Annotated in this window: 15 protein-coding genes; 1 reads left to right on the forward strand and 14 read right to left on the reverse strand. The window is 40.6% G+C overall.

What is annotated here, in order from left to right; translation table 11 throughout:
• Position 1 precedes the first annotated feature (1 nt).
• From NFR46_RS03795 to gmk, 13 genes are all read right to left on the reverse strand, one after another.
• Positions 2 to 364, reverse strand: a complete 363-nt coding sequence (locus NFR46_RS03795; RefSeq protein WP_182583333.1) for an Asp23/Gls24 family envelope stress response protein — start codon at positions 362 to 364, stop codon at positions 2 to 4.
• 202 nt (positions 365 to 566) lie between these two features.
• Positions 567 to 752, reverse strand: a complete 186-nt coding sequence (rpmB, locus tag NFR46_RS03800; RefSeq protein ID WP_003713527.1) for a 50S ribosomal protein L28 — start codon at positions 750 to 752, stop codon at positions 567 to 569.
• A gap of 130 nt (positions 753 to 882) precedes the next feature.
• Positions 883 to 1539 (reverse strand): thiamine diphosphokinase, encoded by a 657-nt coding sequence (locus NFR46_RS03805; RefSeq protein WP_251574857.1) that lies wholly within the window; start codon positions 1537 to 1539, stop codon positions 883 to 885.
• 60 nt (positions 1540 to 1599) lie between these two features.
• The gene (gene rpe, locus NFR46_RS03810; protein ID WP_251574858.1) at positions 1600 to 2253 is read right to left on the reverse strand and encodes a ribulose-phosphate 3-epimerase; all 654 of its coding nucleotides are present in this window, start codon (positions 2251 to 2253) and stop codon (positions 1600 to 1602) included.
• A gap of 12 nt (positions 2254 to 2265) precedes the next feature.
• Positions 2266 to 3150 (reverse strand): ribosome small subunit-dependent GTPase A, encoded by an 885-nt coding sequence (gene rsgA, locus NFR46_RS03815; protein WP_251574866.1) that lies wholly within the window; start codon positions 3148 to 3150, stop codon positions 2266 to 2268.
• Positions 3151 to 3161: 11 nt separating this feature from the next.
• Positions 3162 to 5063: a Stk1 family PASTA domain-containing Ser/Thr kinase gene (gene pknB / locus NFR46_RS03820; RefSeq protein WP_251574868.1), complete on the reverse strand. Its 1902-nt coding sequence runs from the start codon at positions 5061 to 5063 to the stop codon at positions 3162 to 3164.
• 3 nt (positions 5064 to 5066) lie between these two features.
• A complete protein-coding gene (locus NFR46_RS03825) occupies positions 5067 to 5807 on the reverse strand; it encodes a Stp1/IreP family PP2C-type Ser/Thr phosphatase (RefSeq protein ID WP_251574870.1) in 741 nt (246 codons plus the stop codon).
• Positions 5808 to 5825: 18 nt separating this feature from the next.
• Positions 5826 to 7178, reverse strand: a complete 1353-nt coding sequence (rsmB, locus tag NFR46_RS03830) for a 16S rRNA (cytosine(967)-C(5))-methyltransferase RsmB (protein WP_251575078.1) — start codon at positions 7176 to 7178, stop codon at positions 5826 to 5828.
• Positions 7168 to 8121: a methionyl-tRNA formyltransferase gene (gene fmt / locus NFR46_RS03835; RefSeq protein ID WP_251574871.1), complete on the reverse strand. Its 954-nt coding sequence runs from the start codon at positions 8119 to 8121 to the stop codon at positions 7168 to 7170. Before fmt ends, rsmB begins: the two co-directional genes overlap by 11 nt.
• 19 nt (positions 8122 to 8140) lie before the next feature.
• Positions 8141 to 10570 carry a primosomal protein N' gene (gene priA, locus NFR46_RS03840; protein ID WP_251574872.1) on the reverse strand — a complete coding sequence of 810 codons (2430 nt, stop codon included), beginning with the start codon at positions 10568 to 10570 and terminating at the stop codon, positions 8141 to 8143.
• 10 nt (positions 10571 to 10580) lie between these two features.
• Positions 10581 to 11783, reverse strand: a complete 1203-nt coding sequence (gene coaBC, locus NFR46_RS03845) for a bifunctional phosphopantothenoylcysteine decarboxylase/phosphopantothenate--cysteine ligase CoaBC (protein ID WP_251574875.1) — start codon at positions 11781 to 11783, stop codon at positions 10581 to 10583.
• Positions 11784 to 11949: 166 nt separating this feature from the next.
• Positions 11950 to 12168, reverse strand: coding sequence for a DNA-directed RNA polymerase subunit omega (rpoZ, locus tag NFR46_RS03850; RefSeq protein WP_251574876.1), 219 nt, complete (start codon positions 12166 to 12168; stop codon positions 11950 to 11952).
• A complete protein-coding gene (gmk, locus tag NFR46_RS03855; RefSeq protein WP_182581587.1) occupies positions 12165 to 12785 on the reverse strand; it encodes a guanylate kinase in 621 nt (206 codons plus the stop codon). Before gmk ends, rpoZ begins: the two co-directional genes overlap by 4 nt.
• Positions 12786 to 12944: 159 nt before the next feature.
• Here gmk and NFR46_RS03860 point away from each other — a divergent pair, with 159 nt between their 5' ends.
• Positions 12945 to 13274, forward strand: coding sequence for a hypothetical protein (locus NFR46_RS03860; protein ID WP_251574877.1), 330 nt, complete (start codon positions 12945 to 12947; stop codon positions 13272 to 13274).
• A 194-nt stretch (positions 13275 to 13468) separates the two neighbouring features.
• Here the strand turns inward: NFR46_RS03860 and recN are convergent, their stop codons facing one another.
• Positions 13469 to 15151 carry a DNA repair protein RecN gene (gene recN / locus NFR46_RS03865; protein WP_251574878.1) on the reverse strand — a complete coding sequence of 561 codons (1683 nt, stop codon included), beginning with the start codon at positions 15149 to 15151 and terminating at the stop codon, positions 13469 to 13471.
• Between the last annotated feature and the right edge of the window lies 1 nt (position 15152).

Below are 15152 nucleotides of genomic sequence, written 5' to 3' on the forward strand. Positions count from 1 at the left end.
ATTAATCGTCAAGTGACCGAACACCTTGAACACAAACATTAACTGAGTTTGCTGTAATGCCAAGCATCGATTCAAGGTTATATTTTACCTTTGATTGAACACTTTTTGAGACCTCAGAGATCTTAGTGCCATAGCCAACGATGATATTAACGTCAATAGCAACACCGTTATCTTGTTGACGAACGACAACTCCACGACTGAAGTTTTCCCGGCGTAGGATTTGGTTAACACCGTCCCGTAATGGATTCCGTGCTGCCATTCCAACTACACCATAGTTATCAGTAGCAGCGCCACCAACAACTGCTGAAATCACGTCATTATCGATATCGATTATTCCAGATTGTGTTTTAATTTTAACCGCCATTATATGGCCTCCTTATTTTGGTCAACCAATGCCCATTAAAAATAAGCATTTTCAGCAATCATACTGTTAAAAACTCATATTAATAATACCATAGCAGACGAAATGAAAAAAGTCGCCTGGTTAATGATAGTTAAGGGCATATACTATTTTTTAAATAAAAAATAAGTCGTTCAAAACTGAACGACCATATTTTTTGATTTAATTAAACCCGAGTCACTTTACCGGACTTCAGTGTACGTGCTGAAACGTAAACCTTCTTAGGCTTGCCGTTAACCAAAATGGTTACCTTTTGCAAGTTAGGCTTCCAGCTACGACGACTTGAGTTAAGGGCGTGAGAACGCTTGTTACCAAAGCGTGTCCGTTTACCGTTGATAAAATCTTTAGCCATTGGTGGTACCCTCCTCTTCTCATCTATGTTTTTTCGTTTTTACGCATCTGCGCTATAACTCACTTAAACAATTTACCATAGGCTGGGTGACAATGCAATAGTTTTCTTTCAAGTAAATTTCCTTGACAGGCTATTTAGCTACCAGATCACGTGACTTAATGACGGCTACTATCCCTGACTTAAAGCTGAAATGATTTCGTTCACCATTAAATTCATTGCTCGACCAACAGAAAGGCATCGTCGAATTCCAATTATTCAATGGATATTTTTCATCAACTAGTGTTAAGCCAACCACTGGAGTTAAGTTAACAAATGCTAAATATTTAAAACCAGGTTGAATACTAAGTTCATATTCCCCCGGCAAATAGTAATCAACAATGTTTTGCTTATCAATAAACTGAATTTTTTCAAGGTAGTCGCGAAAACCTTCTTCTAACGGTAAAAAAAGGTTACTTAAATATTGATCTAGCCGACCACCAGTGGCCCCAAAGATTGAGATCTTATCTGGGTGGTAAAGTTCAATTGCGTTCTTCACACCAAGTTGGGTATCAGTATAGTCTTTTTCTGGTGGAAATAGCCGAATATTATTAATCATCTTTCTTACTCGTTTAAATTGCTGGTCATTTGTCGAGTCAAAGTCACCGATCGCAGCTACCGGAATTATTCCTTCTTTAAGGAGACGAGTTGCCCCAATATCGACACCCAGCCATTTCTCGTTCTTACGAGCCCGAACTTCCTCTAAGGGAATTAAGTCTTTTGGTCCCCCTACCATAATATTTACTCGCATTGACCTCTCCTTAAAAGAAAAGCACCGCTGACTAAAATGTCACCCGATGCTTTTACTAGTTTATTTAGTTGCATCCTTTAATGCTTGAATCCGTCCAGCAGGATCATCAGCGTTATAAACGTATGAACCAGCAACTGCTACTGTTGCTCCAGCGTTATAACAATCAACAACGGTTTGATTATTTACCCCACCGTCAATTTCAATATCGAAATTGTAACCCTTATTCTTCTTAATCTGGTTAAGTTTAGCAATCTTTTCAACAGTCTCAGGAAGGAACTTTTGACCACCGAATCCTGGATTAACAGTCATTACTAAAACTTGGTCAACCATATGTAAAACCGGTTCAATCATCGCTACAGGTGTACCCGGGTTAATGACAACTTCTGCCTTTACCCCACCATTCTTAATAATTTGTAGTGCCCGGTGAATATGTTGGGTTGCTTCTACCTGTACCCCAATAATATCGGCACCAGCATCAATAAATGCAGGTAAAATGTGCTCAGGTTTTTGGACCATTAGGTGACAGTCAAGAACCATCTTTGTAATTGGACGAATTGCCTTTACAAAGCCAGGTCCATAAGAAATGCTTGGTACAAATGAACCATCCATTACATCAATGTGGAGGTATTCAGCACCAGCTTTGTCTACCTTTTCAATATCCTTTTGTAAGTTAACATAATCAGCACTGAGAATCGAAGGTGCTACTTTAATCATTTTATCAATCCCTCATTTCCTATTCTTACCATAGTCAGGTTTTTGATTGGCAATCAAGTTATGAAATTGAACGTAATTGTCATACCGACTTTCCATGATTATACCATTTTTTACTGCATCTTTAACCGCACATTGAGGTTCTTTTAAGTGAAGGCAACCACGAAACTTACATTCTCGCGCTAAGCCCTTCATTTCGAGAAAAAGGTTAGGTAACTCTTCAACCGTCATATCAAAAGTTTCGTATGAAGAAAAACCAGGCGTATCAGCAATCCAAGCACCAGCAACATTTATCAAGCTGACTTTCCGCGTCGTGTGTCGTCCCCGCTTTAATGCAGTTGAGATTTCTCCTGTTGCAAGGTCTAAGCCGGGGGCAAGATGATTTAATAACGTTGATTTCCCAGCACCTGTTTGTCCCATCATCGTAACAATCTGACCCTGCAAAAGCTCTTTAAGCTGTTGAAGCTGTTCAGGTGCAAATGCTTCGCGACTAAAGAAAACGCGGTACCCAATTTTTAGATAACCAGCAACAACTTTTTCTAGTTTTGAATACTCGTCATCGTCAAGAAGATCGGTCTTTGAAAAGTAAATTATTGGAGTTATCTTTTGTGCCTCAAGGGCAATCAATTGGCGATCTAACAAATTTGTTGAGAAGGTTGGTTTCTTGGCCGCAGTCACTACCACAGCAGTGTCAACGTTAGCCACTGGTGGACGAACTAGTTCATTCTTTCGTGGCAGTACACGAAGCAGGTATCCATCTTCAAATTCTACCCGATCACCAACAATTGGCTTAATCTTTTTGGCACGAAAATTGCCTCGTGCCCGTGTTCGGTAAATTTCACCATCAGCTAAGATATCGTAGAAGCCACTTAATGATTGTTGAATTATCCCTTGTTTCACATTTTACCTCCTTAAGCTGTAATGTTCGTTGCGCTCATAATTGTTCGACCATTCCGAACAACCCGGTAAGCACCTGTTTCTCCTTGTCTAAGGGTAAACGGAACATTAATCGTTGTCTCTTGGTTAATTGTAATATCTTGATATTGCATGGTTAGGTTATGCTGCGCGTCCTTAATATAAACTTGAACACGATTTTCATGCTGACCACCATTACCGTCAAACGGAATATTAATCTGAATATTAGTGGTCTTTGTCTCATTACCAGAGTTAGCCACGGTCACCGTTAGTGTATCGCCACGACTTAATGTTGATCCCGCTTTAGGTGTTTGCGCAATGACGTGGTTAGTTGCAATGGTTTTAGATGTCTTTTCTTGAGTGGTTAATTGTAAGTTATGCTCATTAGCAAATTCCTGAACAACACTAATATCTTGGTTTTTAAAATCAGGAATTTTAATCTGTGGTTTTCCAGCACTCACTTCAAAGCGAATGGTATGGGCAGCTGTAGCAACTGTCTTTCCTTTCGCATAATTCTGTTTCATTATCTGTCCAGGATCAACCGTTTCTGAATGGACTTTAACTTGTTCAACGTGAAAGCCTTTCGCCCGGAGACTACTTGCAACATCATCATAATCAGAGCCAACATAATCAGCCATTGTCATTTGCTTGACGCCTTGACTCACCTTTAGATCAACATAACTATTAATTCGTGCTTTATCGCTACCATTTGGTGAGCTACTGATCACATGATTTTTTGGCACATTCGGGTCATAACCGCGAGTAATATTTCCAACCCGTAAATTATGCTTGTGGAGTGTCTGCTCTGCTTTTACAGCACTTTGACCATCCACATCTGGCATTACAACAGTTCGGCCAAAGAACCACCAACCACTGCTACAAACAACAATCAAAACAGCAATTCCAATTCCTAACGAAAGATACTTTTTATAACGATGCCAGAAAGATTCAGGTTCATTTTTAGGTTGCTTTTCAGCATCCTGTGATTCTTGCTTATCGTGATGTTTCGGCAAGTCAATCACTTTCGTTTCACCATCATCTTCATCGTTAAGCTCAAGTCGTGGTTCATTTTTTCTTGTCGGATCTAATGCTGTCTTTAAATCGGCCGCCATTGCAGCAGCTGATTGATATCGTTCTGCCGGGTTCTTAGCAGTAGCTTTAATCACTACATTCTCTAATGCTTGTGGAATATCCCGATTAAAATTACGAACTGATGGAATGTTTTCTTTAAAGTGTTTGAGGGCGATTGAAACAGCTGTTTCTCCTTCAAACGGCACTTTCCCCGTTAGTAATTCATACAAAATAATCCCTAAAGAGTAGATATCAGACTGCTTAGTGGCAATACTTCCCCGTGCCTGCTCTGGAGAAAGATAATGAACAGAACCCATCAACGTATTTGTCTGTGTTAATGAGTCCTGGTAAGCTGCAACTGCAATCCCAAAGTCAGTAATCTTAATATTCTTATTTTCATCAATTAAAATATTTTGCGGTTTTAAATCGCGGTGAATAATTCCATGATCATGGGCAGTCTGAACCGCCGATAACACTTGTTCCATAATATCAACAACTTGTGGTAATGGGATCGGAAAATTTTTCTTAATATACGCCTTCAGGTCAGTCCCCTTAACGTATTGCATTACCATAAACTGCATTCCATGATCTTCACCAATGTCGTAAACCCCAACAATATGGGGATCGTTTAATTGGGTCGCCGCCATTGCTTCGCGTTCAAAGCGACGTTGCGTATTTGGATCATCCCGTAAATCAAGGCGAAGTAACTTAACTGATACTTTGCGATCGAGAAGTTCATCATACGCTAAATAAACATTCGCCATTCCGCCTTCACCAAGCGTGCGAATAATCCTGTATCGTTTACCGATCTTATATCCAGGATTCATTTACTACCCCTCCTGGTCTTCTACCAACCCAATCAGGACAGTGATATTATCTAGTCCACCAGCATCATTTGCCATCTTAACCAGTTGCGAACACTTTTCTGCTACCGAGAGTTCGGATTCTAGCATCTTTTTCATTTGCTCTCGAGTAACCATCTTGGATAAACCATCAGTGCACAACAAAATTTGGTCACCAGGAGCAATCTCAAAGCGGTTGACTTCGATCCTTGCATCAGCTGATGCCCCAATAGCACGAGTAATTATGTTGTTTTGTGGATAATTCCGGGCTTCTTCTTCTGTAATGTCGCCATGCTTGACCAGTTCGTTCACTAATGAATGGTCGATCGTGACCTGCGTTAACAAATCACCGTGGAGGACATATCCCCGACTATCACCGATATTAGCCACTACCATTGCCTGCTCAAAAATAATGGCGGCAACCAAGGTAGTGCCCATTCCCTGATACTTTGGGTTCTTCTTTGATTTTTTTAAGATTTCGTCGTTGATTAATTGGACCTCACGTGCGAACCACCGAATTGCTTCCAGTGATGAGTTTGGTGAGGCCGCTTGGAATTGACGACCAAGGTGATCAACAGTAACCTGTGCCGCAACATCGCCGCCCCGGCTACCACCGATTCCATCGGCAACGACCACCAAGATAGTTCCATCAGGAGCAGTAAACTTAGCTACCCGATCCTGATTTTCTTTCCGTAGATGACCAATATCTGTTTGATAAGCAACTTTCATAAATAATGCTTTTCCCTTCTACAGATTTCGCTTAAGGCTACTAATAAAGAAGCCATCGGAATCGTAATCGCTCGGCATAATTGTCAAGGTTGCCGAATCTCGATCGTCCTTAATCGCCCGTGCAGTCTTTGTCCGCTCCAGTTTAAATTCTGGATGATTCTGCAGGAATTCATGAACAGTATGGTCATTTTCTTCCCGCAAAATTGTGCACGTGCTAAAAGTAATTATACCGCCTTTTTTTACTTTTGGGGCAACCGCATTTAAAATTGCCAACTGAATTTTATGTAGTTGTTGACTATCCTGTGCAGTTTTTGTGTATCGAATTTCTGGTTTACGCCGTAACAAGCCAATCCCACTACATGGGGCATCAACAAGGATTCGATCAAATTCCTCATCGTTAAATCGTTCAGTAACTTTCCGGGCATCCAGTGCCAATGGAGAAACTTCTCCTTCAACACCCATCCGTTGAGCATTTTTTCCAATTAGTCGAACCTTATGTTGGTGAATATCTAGTGCAACAACTTCACCACCTTGTTCAGATGAAAGCTGTTCAGCAATTTGTACTGTTTTTCCACCAGGCGCCGCACAGGCATCTAAAACTTTAAATTGTGGTTTTAGATCCATGCTTTCAACTGCTAGCATTGCACTTTCATCCTGAATTGTAATGGTACCGTTTTTCAATAATGAAGAATTAACAACATTACCCGAAGTTACAACTAGGGCATTAGCCGCAACACGACTCTCATCAGTCTCGATCCCTTCTTCGCTTAACTGTTCCTTCACAGTCTTCAAATCGCTTTTTTTAGTGTTGATTCGAATTGAAACGTGTGCTGGATCATTAATCGCCCGAAGGATCTCCTTAGTAACCTGCTCGCCATTCTCATTAATAAGTGTTTCAACCAGCCATTGAGGCACACTAGCTGTAAGTGCAAGTTGCTTTGAAAGGGGCTTAATTTCAGAAAAATCAGGAAAACCATTTCGTAACGCAGAATGAAGAACCCCAGTAACAAATTTCCTTATTCCCGGATTTCCACGTCGTTTAGCAATCTTGATTGTTTCATCAGTAATCGCCCAGTTAGGAACTCGCTCTAAATAATGGAATTGGTAAAGTGCCGTTAATAAAAGAGTTTCAACCCATGAATCTAACTTTTTACCAGGAGTTAATGACTTTAACCAGTATTCCAAAGTAAGCTGGTGCTGAAGAGTGCCATAAACAATCGTTGTTACTAGTCGCCGATCTGCAGGGCTCAATTCATGTCGCCGAAGTGTTTCATCAACTTGTAAATTCGAATATGCCCGTGTTTTACTCACCCGTTCTAGAGAAGTAAAGGCTAATTCTCGAGCATTATGTGGGGTAAACTTAGTCATCAGTTACCACTTGCATCCCTTCTTTAATGTTTTGGTGACCGTTTAAATAAGCAGTAATATTCATCTTTTGCTTACCAGCAGGTTTTAATTCGTTAATCTGGTAAGTTGTTCCATTACCAGCAGCAATTACAAGGTGGTGTTTATCAACCCGAACAACTTTTCCTGGTTCCAGACTTGTCTTCTCATCTAAGGGAGTAACATCGTAAATTTTCGTCCGCAAACCATCAATTTTCATATTAGCAATTGGGGCCGGACGTAATCCACGGACCTTGTCATCAATTTTGTCAGCTGCCATTGTGTAATCAATTTGTTCTTGAGCACTAGAAATATTTGGTGAAAAAGTAACCTTCTCGGGATCCTGCTTTTGCGGATGAACATTACCACTAATTAGGTCAGGCAATGTTTCTAATAAGAGATCCCTTCCAAGAATACTCAATTTCTTAAACATCGTCCCGTTATCATCATCAGGTTCGATCGGAATTGAACGTTGAGAAATCATGTCTCCGGCATCCATCTTCTTTACCATGTACATAATCGTGATCCCGGTTTCCTTATCACCATTAATAATTGAATATTGGACTGGTGCACCACCACGATACTTAGGCAATAGCGAACCGTGAACGTTAATTGCAGCAATTTGGGCAGCATCTAATAACTTAGTTGGCAAGAATTGGCCATAAGCAGCCGTAATCAAAAGATCCGGTTGCATTTCAATGATCTCTGCCATTTCCTCACTCCCACCTAATTTAGCTGGTTGCAAAACTTTAATTTGGTTTTCTACGGCTAACTTCTTTACTGGTGAAGGAGTCAAAATATGCTTACGACCAACCCGGTGATCTGGTTGAGTCAAAACAGCCCGAACGTCATATTCAGGTGTGTCAATAAGGCTTTGTAAAATTGGTACTGCAAATTCTGGAGTTCCCATAAATACGATTGATGTTGACATAAGTACGTCATCCTTTCATTTACATAAAATATTGTGGATCAGGATCAATTGAGACCTGGACGTCCGCTCGTCCTTTACTTTGAGTTTCTTGAAGAATTCTTTGTAAAGTTGAGTGCAATCGTCGATCCTGCTTATATTTGATTACAATCTGATAATAATAACGGCGCTTCATTCGCGCAATTGCTCTTGGCGTCGGACCAAGAATAATCGTTGATGGCATTAAATTATCAACCAATTCTTGCTTAATCTTCGTCATCGCACGGGCGGCCACTGCCTCTTCTTCATGACTCGCCATAATCCGAATCGTAAAGTAGTAGGGTGGGTAACTCGCTTGATGACGCAATGCCATTTCCTGTTTAAAAAATGCTTCATAGTCATTTTGCTGTGCTAATCGAATTGCATAATGGTCTGGGTTATAGGTTTGGATAATTACCTCTCCCTTTTTGTCAGCCCGACCAGCCCGACCACTCACCTGACTTAATAAATCAAAAGTTCGCTCACTTGACCGAAAATCCGGCAATCCTAGGCCAGTATCAGCATTAAGGACCCCCACCAAAGTCACATTAGGGAAATCTAGTCCCTTTGCGATCATCTGGGTTCCTAAAAGAATATCTGCTTGGTGTTGACCAAACTGCCGTAAAAGTTTTTCATGCATCCCCTTACGTCTTGTGGTATCAACATCCATCCGTATAATCCGCGCATTAGGAATCAGGCGACTTAACTCCTGCTCGACTTTTTCGGTTCCAGTTCCATAATAACGAATTTCACAGCTACCACAATTTGGGCAATAGCGTGGAATTGGTTCCTCATGCCCACAATAATGACACTTCATCGTGTGACTATCTAAATGAAGAGTTAAAGAAATGTCACAATTAGGACATTTCAGGACTTCCCCACAGTCACGACACATCATAAACGAGGAAAAGCCTCTCCGATTAAGCATCAATATACTTTGTTCATTTCTTGCCAAGCGGTCCGTTAATTTTACTAATAGTTCTCGAGAAAAATTACTCTCTCCGCGTTCCTTAATTTCAGGACGCATATCAACTACCTGGATTGGCGGTAGCGGCTGCTTATTTACCCGGTGTTTTAGCAAAAGAAGCTGGTAAACTCCCTTCATTGCCCGTGCGCGACTTTCTAAGCTTGGGGTGGCAGAACCAAGAACAACGGGAGTATTATTATACTTTCCCCGCCATTTAGCAACTTCTCGAGCATGATATCTCGGTGACTCATCCTGCTTGTAGCTTGATTCATGCTCTTCATCAAGAATAATAATTCCTAGATCTTTTAATGGAGCAAAAATCGCGGACCGCGCCCCAACTACCACTTTAGCCTCTCCGCGTTCGATACGTCGCCACTCATCAAAACGCTCACCGTTAGAGAGACCACTATGAAGAACCGCAACCTTTGAACCAAAACGGCGACGAACCCGGTTAACAATTTGGGCAGTTAACGAAATTTCCGGAACAAGCATCAATGCTGTTTTATGATTTTGGAGCGCTCTAGCAATTGATTGCAGGTAGACTTCAGTTTTTCCACTACCAGTAACTCCCTCTAAAAGAAAGACCTGACTTTGAGAATCATCAATGGCCTGATCGATTTTATTAACCGCTACTTGCTGTTCATCGTTCAACTCTAAAGGCTTCGAAAGGTGTTCATCATCAGGCAAATTTTCCTGACTATGAGGAGTTCGATATACTTCAACCGGTACTTTTGCTAACCACCCTTTTTGAACACCAACATTAAATGTTGCCGCCTTCAATCCACTAACTTTTTCAGCATCCGTTTGTTTGACTGTCTTGCCAACAATACTTTGAAGGTAAGACAAAAGGCGATTCTGCGCATGGGCATTTGGATGAAGTGAAGTTCGTGCTTCCTCGAGTCCTTCAAAGTCCAATTGTGGTTGAATACCAACCGTCGTTTTGGGTTTAGCCTTATCCGCTACTACATATTCAAATCGTACCTTTTTTTGTCTTTGTAATTTAAGTAAACGACTAACAATTTGTGGATTAGATTGTACTGTTGCAAAATCAAGTTCGTTTTTACCATGAAAAATATCAAAGACGGTCTGCTCGTCAACCTCATCAATTATCCGCACTATCCGCGTAGACTTAGCTTTTAGCATATTAGGAAGCATTGTATAAATACTAGAAATCCAAAAAGCATAGGTTTGGTCAGCAAGCCACTTACTCAATCTTAATAATTCGTCATTAATTACCGGTTGAAGATCCATCAAGGCACTGATTGCTTTTAATTGACCATCATACTTTGTTGGCTGATCTAACCCCACAACAAATCCCTGAACCTGCCGTTTTCCATTACCAAAGGGAACGATAACCCTCATCCCCAGTTGAATCTGGTTTTCAAGTCGAGGGGGAACTTGGTATGTGTAAGGCTGGTTTGTTTGCATTGTGGGAACATCAACAATTACTTGTGCTAACTGTGCCACATATTTCACCTTACTTTATCTTTGTAGCAAGTAACTGAATTAGCTTTGTCGCTACTTCCTTCTTTGTCATTTTCGGCCACTTGATTGGCGATGCACCTAATTGCAAAATTGTGACTTGATCTAAATCGCTCCCAAAGGCGCTATCATTACCAGCAACACTATTTGCAATAATCAAGTCAGCGTTCTTACTTTCTAGTTTCTTATTAGCATTCTGCAATAAAGAATCGGTCTCAGCAGCAAAGCCAACTACAAACTGGTTGGAACGTTTCTTTGCGGCTGTTGTCTTAAGAATATCTGTTGTTTTTACCAATTGCAGTCCCAACTCTTCCTGTCCGGGTTGCTTCTTTATCTTTTGACCAGCAATTTGAACTGGCCGAAAATCAGCAACAGCTGCTGCCATAATCAAAATATCAGATGCAGGAAACAGCTTTGTCACCATTGCTTGCATCTCCTCAGTGCTTTCAACGCGGTAAATTTCGATCTGATTATTTACTGGTTGTGGAACCGTAATTTGCCCAAGAATTAACTCAACATGTGCACCGGCATGGGCAGCTGCTTCGGCAATCGCGATCCCCATTTTTCCGGAAGAACGGTTTCCAATAAAGCGAACCGGATCAATTGCTTCACGGGTTCCCCCGGCAGTAATGAGAAGATGTTTACCGGAAAGGAGACTTCTGTCTGAGCCATTAATAATTAGACGTAATTGATTGATGATTTCATTTGGCTCTGGAAGTCGTCCTTTCCCTTCATAACCTTCAGCAAGCATCCCCGTCGCCGGTTCTATAGCTCTCACTCCATCTCGCTTTAACTGAGCAATATTTCGCTGGACAGCTGGATTTTCCCACATATGGGTGTTCATTGCTGGAATAACAATTTTTGGCGCTGCAGTAGCCAAAAGAGTGGTTGAGACCGCATCATCAGCAATCCCGTTTGCCATTTTGCCAATAATATTAGCTGTTGCGGGCAACACAATCGCAAAATCAGACCAATCCGCAAGTTCAATGTGGGGAACAGGAGAATTGCTTTGCTCCCACAATGTCGTTAGTACGGGTTCGTGAGTTAACGCATGTAATGTTGCAGGAGCAATTAATTTTGTTGCAGACGTGGTCATTGCTACCCGGATCTGGTGACCGTCTTTTTCTAAAGAACGAATTACCTCAATTCCCTTGTAAAGAGCGATCCCTCCCGTCATGTATACCGCTATTTTTGCCATTTCACACCCTCCAAATTTCAAATCCAAAATCGATTATATCATTCTCGAGCCACTTTTCCCTTACTACTGCCCGAATAACTATCCATAAAAGAAAAGCACCCGTAACCTCAGAGAATAAATCATCTAGAAATTACGAATGCTTCAATTTAATATTAGCTACTCAAAACTAATCTTGTAGGTCTTCAAAGTGATCTGGATCAATTGTAACCTTGTCGGCTTCAATTTCTTCCAATGCCTTACCTACTGGCTTACTTGAGTAGTAATGATCAAGTAGTGGTGCGGAACCCTGCTCCAATTCGTGAGCACGCTTACTTGCGAGCATCACTAAAGAGTAACGGGAATCAATCCGCTTTAACAATTCATCAACTGATGGAAAAAGAATCATTGTGCTGAATCTCCTAACATTTCAAGATATCGTGGCATTACTCGGTTAACCCGAAGCCGTTCTGTACGGATAATGTCCTTAATTTTAGCAACAGCATTTGGAACTTCGTCATTAACAACTGCGTAATCGTAATTTTGCATCATCCGAATTTCATCAAAGGCTTTCCGAATCCGCTTGTTAATAACTTCCATACTATCAGTACCACGGTGAATTAAACGTTGCTTCAATTCATCCAAATCAGGTGGTGTTAAGAAAATGAAAACACCATCTGGGCACTTTGAACGAACTTGCATCGCACCGTTAACTTCGATTTCAAGGAAAACGTCTTTCCCAGAATCTAAGGTCTCATTAACATATTTTAATGGGGTCCCATAATAGTTGTCAACATACTTTGCATATTCAAGCATTCCACCAGTTTGAATTTCATGTTCGAATTCTTCCTTTGAAACAAAGTAATAGTCAACACCATTTTTTTCACCAGGACGTGGCTTCCGTGTTGTCATCGAAATAGAATATTGAAAATCATTATCATTGGAATCAAAAATCGCTTTACGTACTGTTCCTTTACCTACACCAGAGGGACCAGAAAGTACGATTAACATTCCCCTTTTTGCCATGCTGATACTCCTATCCAAATATAACGTATTATTACTATAATGCACTAAATGAATTCTAAAATCAACTATTCCGGTAAGGCAATTTTTAAATTGACTATTGCATTTTTGAACGTTTGTTCGTATACTATAACCACAAACAAACGTTCGGAGATGCTTGAAATGCAAATGGAACAATCTATATTCAAATCAACATCAACTTTTCTTAATAAGAAATTACAACAACTCCTTGAAAATGACTTTTCAGTTCAAAAAGAACAAATTAAATTACTAACTCCCCAACCGATAAAACAACGCCTCTCATTCTTGGAAAGGACAATTAACAGCGGGATTAAGGTTCTTGTCCAATTAATGCCAGTTAATAACGCTGGGTACCCAGTTAATGTCCGTGGTACCGTTAAGAAAATTGGGGATAAGCGGTATTTAATTCAAAGCCATAACGTTAGCTACGTTGTTGGTATTAACCAAATACGTTATATTGCAAATATTTAATTAGACTAAGAAATAAAAAAGGAAGCTATGATATAAGTTATCTACACAGTTGAAAATACTACAGCGCAGTACACAAAGGGGCTCTAGTGTTCGGATTTTCCGAACACTAGAGCCTCTTTGTGCTTGCGGGGGGTCCCAGAGGCTAGCTTCGCGTCGAAAAACGAACTAGCAAGCTAGTTCTGTCTCACTCCCTTTTATTCCTGAGCCATCTTTAATAATTCTTGAGCATGCTCTTTTGTTAGCTTTGTTACTTTCTCGCCTGAAAGCATTCGTGCTAATTCATTTACTCGTTGAGTTTCATCAAGAATTGTTACCATCGTTGTTGTTCGTTCGTCCTTAACATGCTTTTGAATTAAGAAATGGTGTTGGGCAACCGCAGCAACCTGCGGTAAGTGGGTTATGCAAAGAACCTGTGACTTATCAGCAATCACCTTAATTTTATCCGCGATTGATTGTGCAACCCGGCCACTCACTCCAGTATCAACCTCATCAAAAATAATACTTGTTACACCCTCGTTTTGCGCAAAGATTGTTTTGAGAGCTAGCATTACCCGCGAAAGTTCACCACCAGAAGCAATCCTTGCTAATGGGCCCATCGTTTCTCCAGGATTAGTTTGAATGTAAAATTCAACCTCATCAATTCCTGTTGGGGTAAAGTGGGGACGAGACTGCTTAGCAAAATGAACCTCAAAGACTGCCTTATCCATATACAATTCTTTCAATTGTTGATGAACAAGTTTTGTTAACTGGTGGGCAGCCTGTTGGCGAATTTGGCTTAATTGTTGACCCGTTTTAGTTAACTTTTCCTCAGCAGTTGATAGCCGTTCTTCTAAATCACTATTTGAATCTGCTGCCTCTTCCATTGAATCGAGTTCCTGTTTAATTTTAGCGTAATAATCAAGGACATCCTTAACACTATCACCATATTTATGCTCCAAATCGCCAATTGTAGTTAGTCGCTGATCAATTTCTTCAAGACGATTATCATCAAATTCCAGGAGATCAAGCTGGTGGCTGGCCTCTGTTGCTACATCTTGAAGAGCATAGTAAGCGTCATTTAACGATTTGCTCAATGAATCATAAGCATCATCAAATTCGGCAATCTCATTAATTGAATTCATCACGGTGGCAATTTGATCAAGGACTGCGCCTTGATCGCTACCATTAAAGACCGTCATAGCCTGTTGCAAAGAGTTATTAATTTGTTGGAAGTGTTCTAACCGATCACGTTCACTCGTTAGTTGCTCTTCCTCATCGACTTTTAGGTTAGCCTCTGAAATTTCTTTTACTTGATAACGGAGCATATCCAATCTTTGTGCCCACTGCTGCTCATTATTTTGTTTCTTACTAACGGCAGCCTTTAATTTCATATAATCCTGATATTCTACCCGATAACGATCCAACAATTCTTGAATATCGTTATGGGCAAATTGATCCAGCATCCCCAAATGCATTTCCGGCTGTAATAATAACTGGTGTTCGTTCTGACCTTGAATATCAACTAATCGGGAACCAATTTGTCGCAATGTTGCAGTATTGATTAATTGGCCATTAACCCGGATCACGTTTCGGCCACGACGATAGATCTCTCGGGAAATGATTAGGATTCCGTCTTCATGATCAATTCCAAGTGAATCCAACAATTCATTAAATTCTGGATCCTGAGGGAGGGCAAATTGACCCTGGAGAGAAAGTTTATCCGCACCACGACGAATATATTCTTGTGAGCCTCTTCCTCCAGCAAGTAATCCAACCGCATCAATAATGATTGATTTTCCGGCACCTGTTTCACCAGTCAGAACTGTCATGTGATCAGAAAAGTCTAACGAAAGGTGTTTAATGATTGCCAAATTATCAATTGTTAGTTCCTGTAACATT

This window comes from Limosilactobacillus agrestimuris, assembly GCF_943193105.1.
GTDB lineage: Bacteria > Bacillota > Bacilli > Lactobacillales > Lactobacillaceae > Limosilactobacillus > Limosilactobacillus agrestimuris.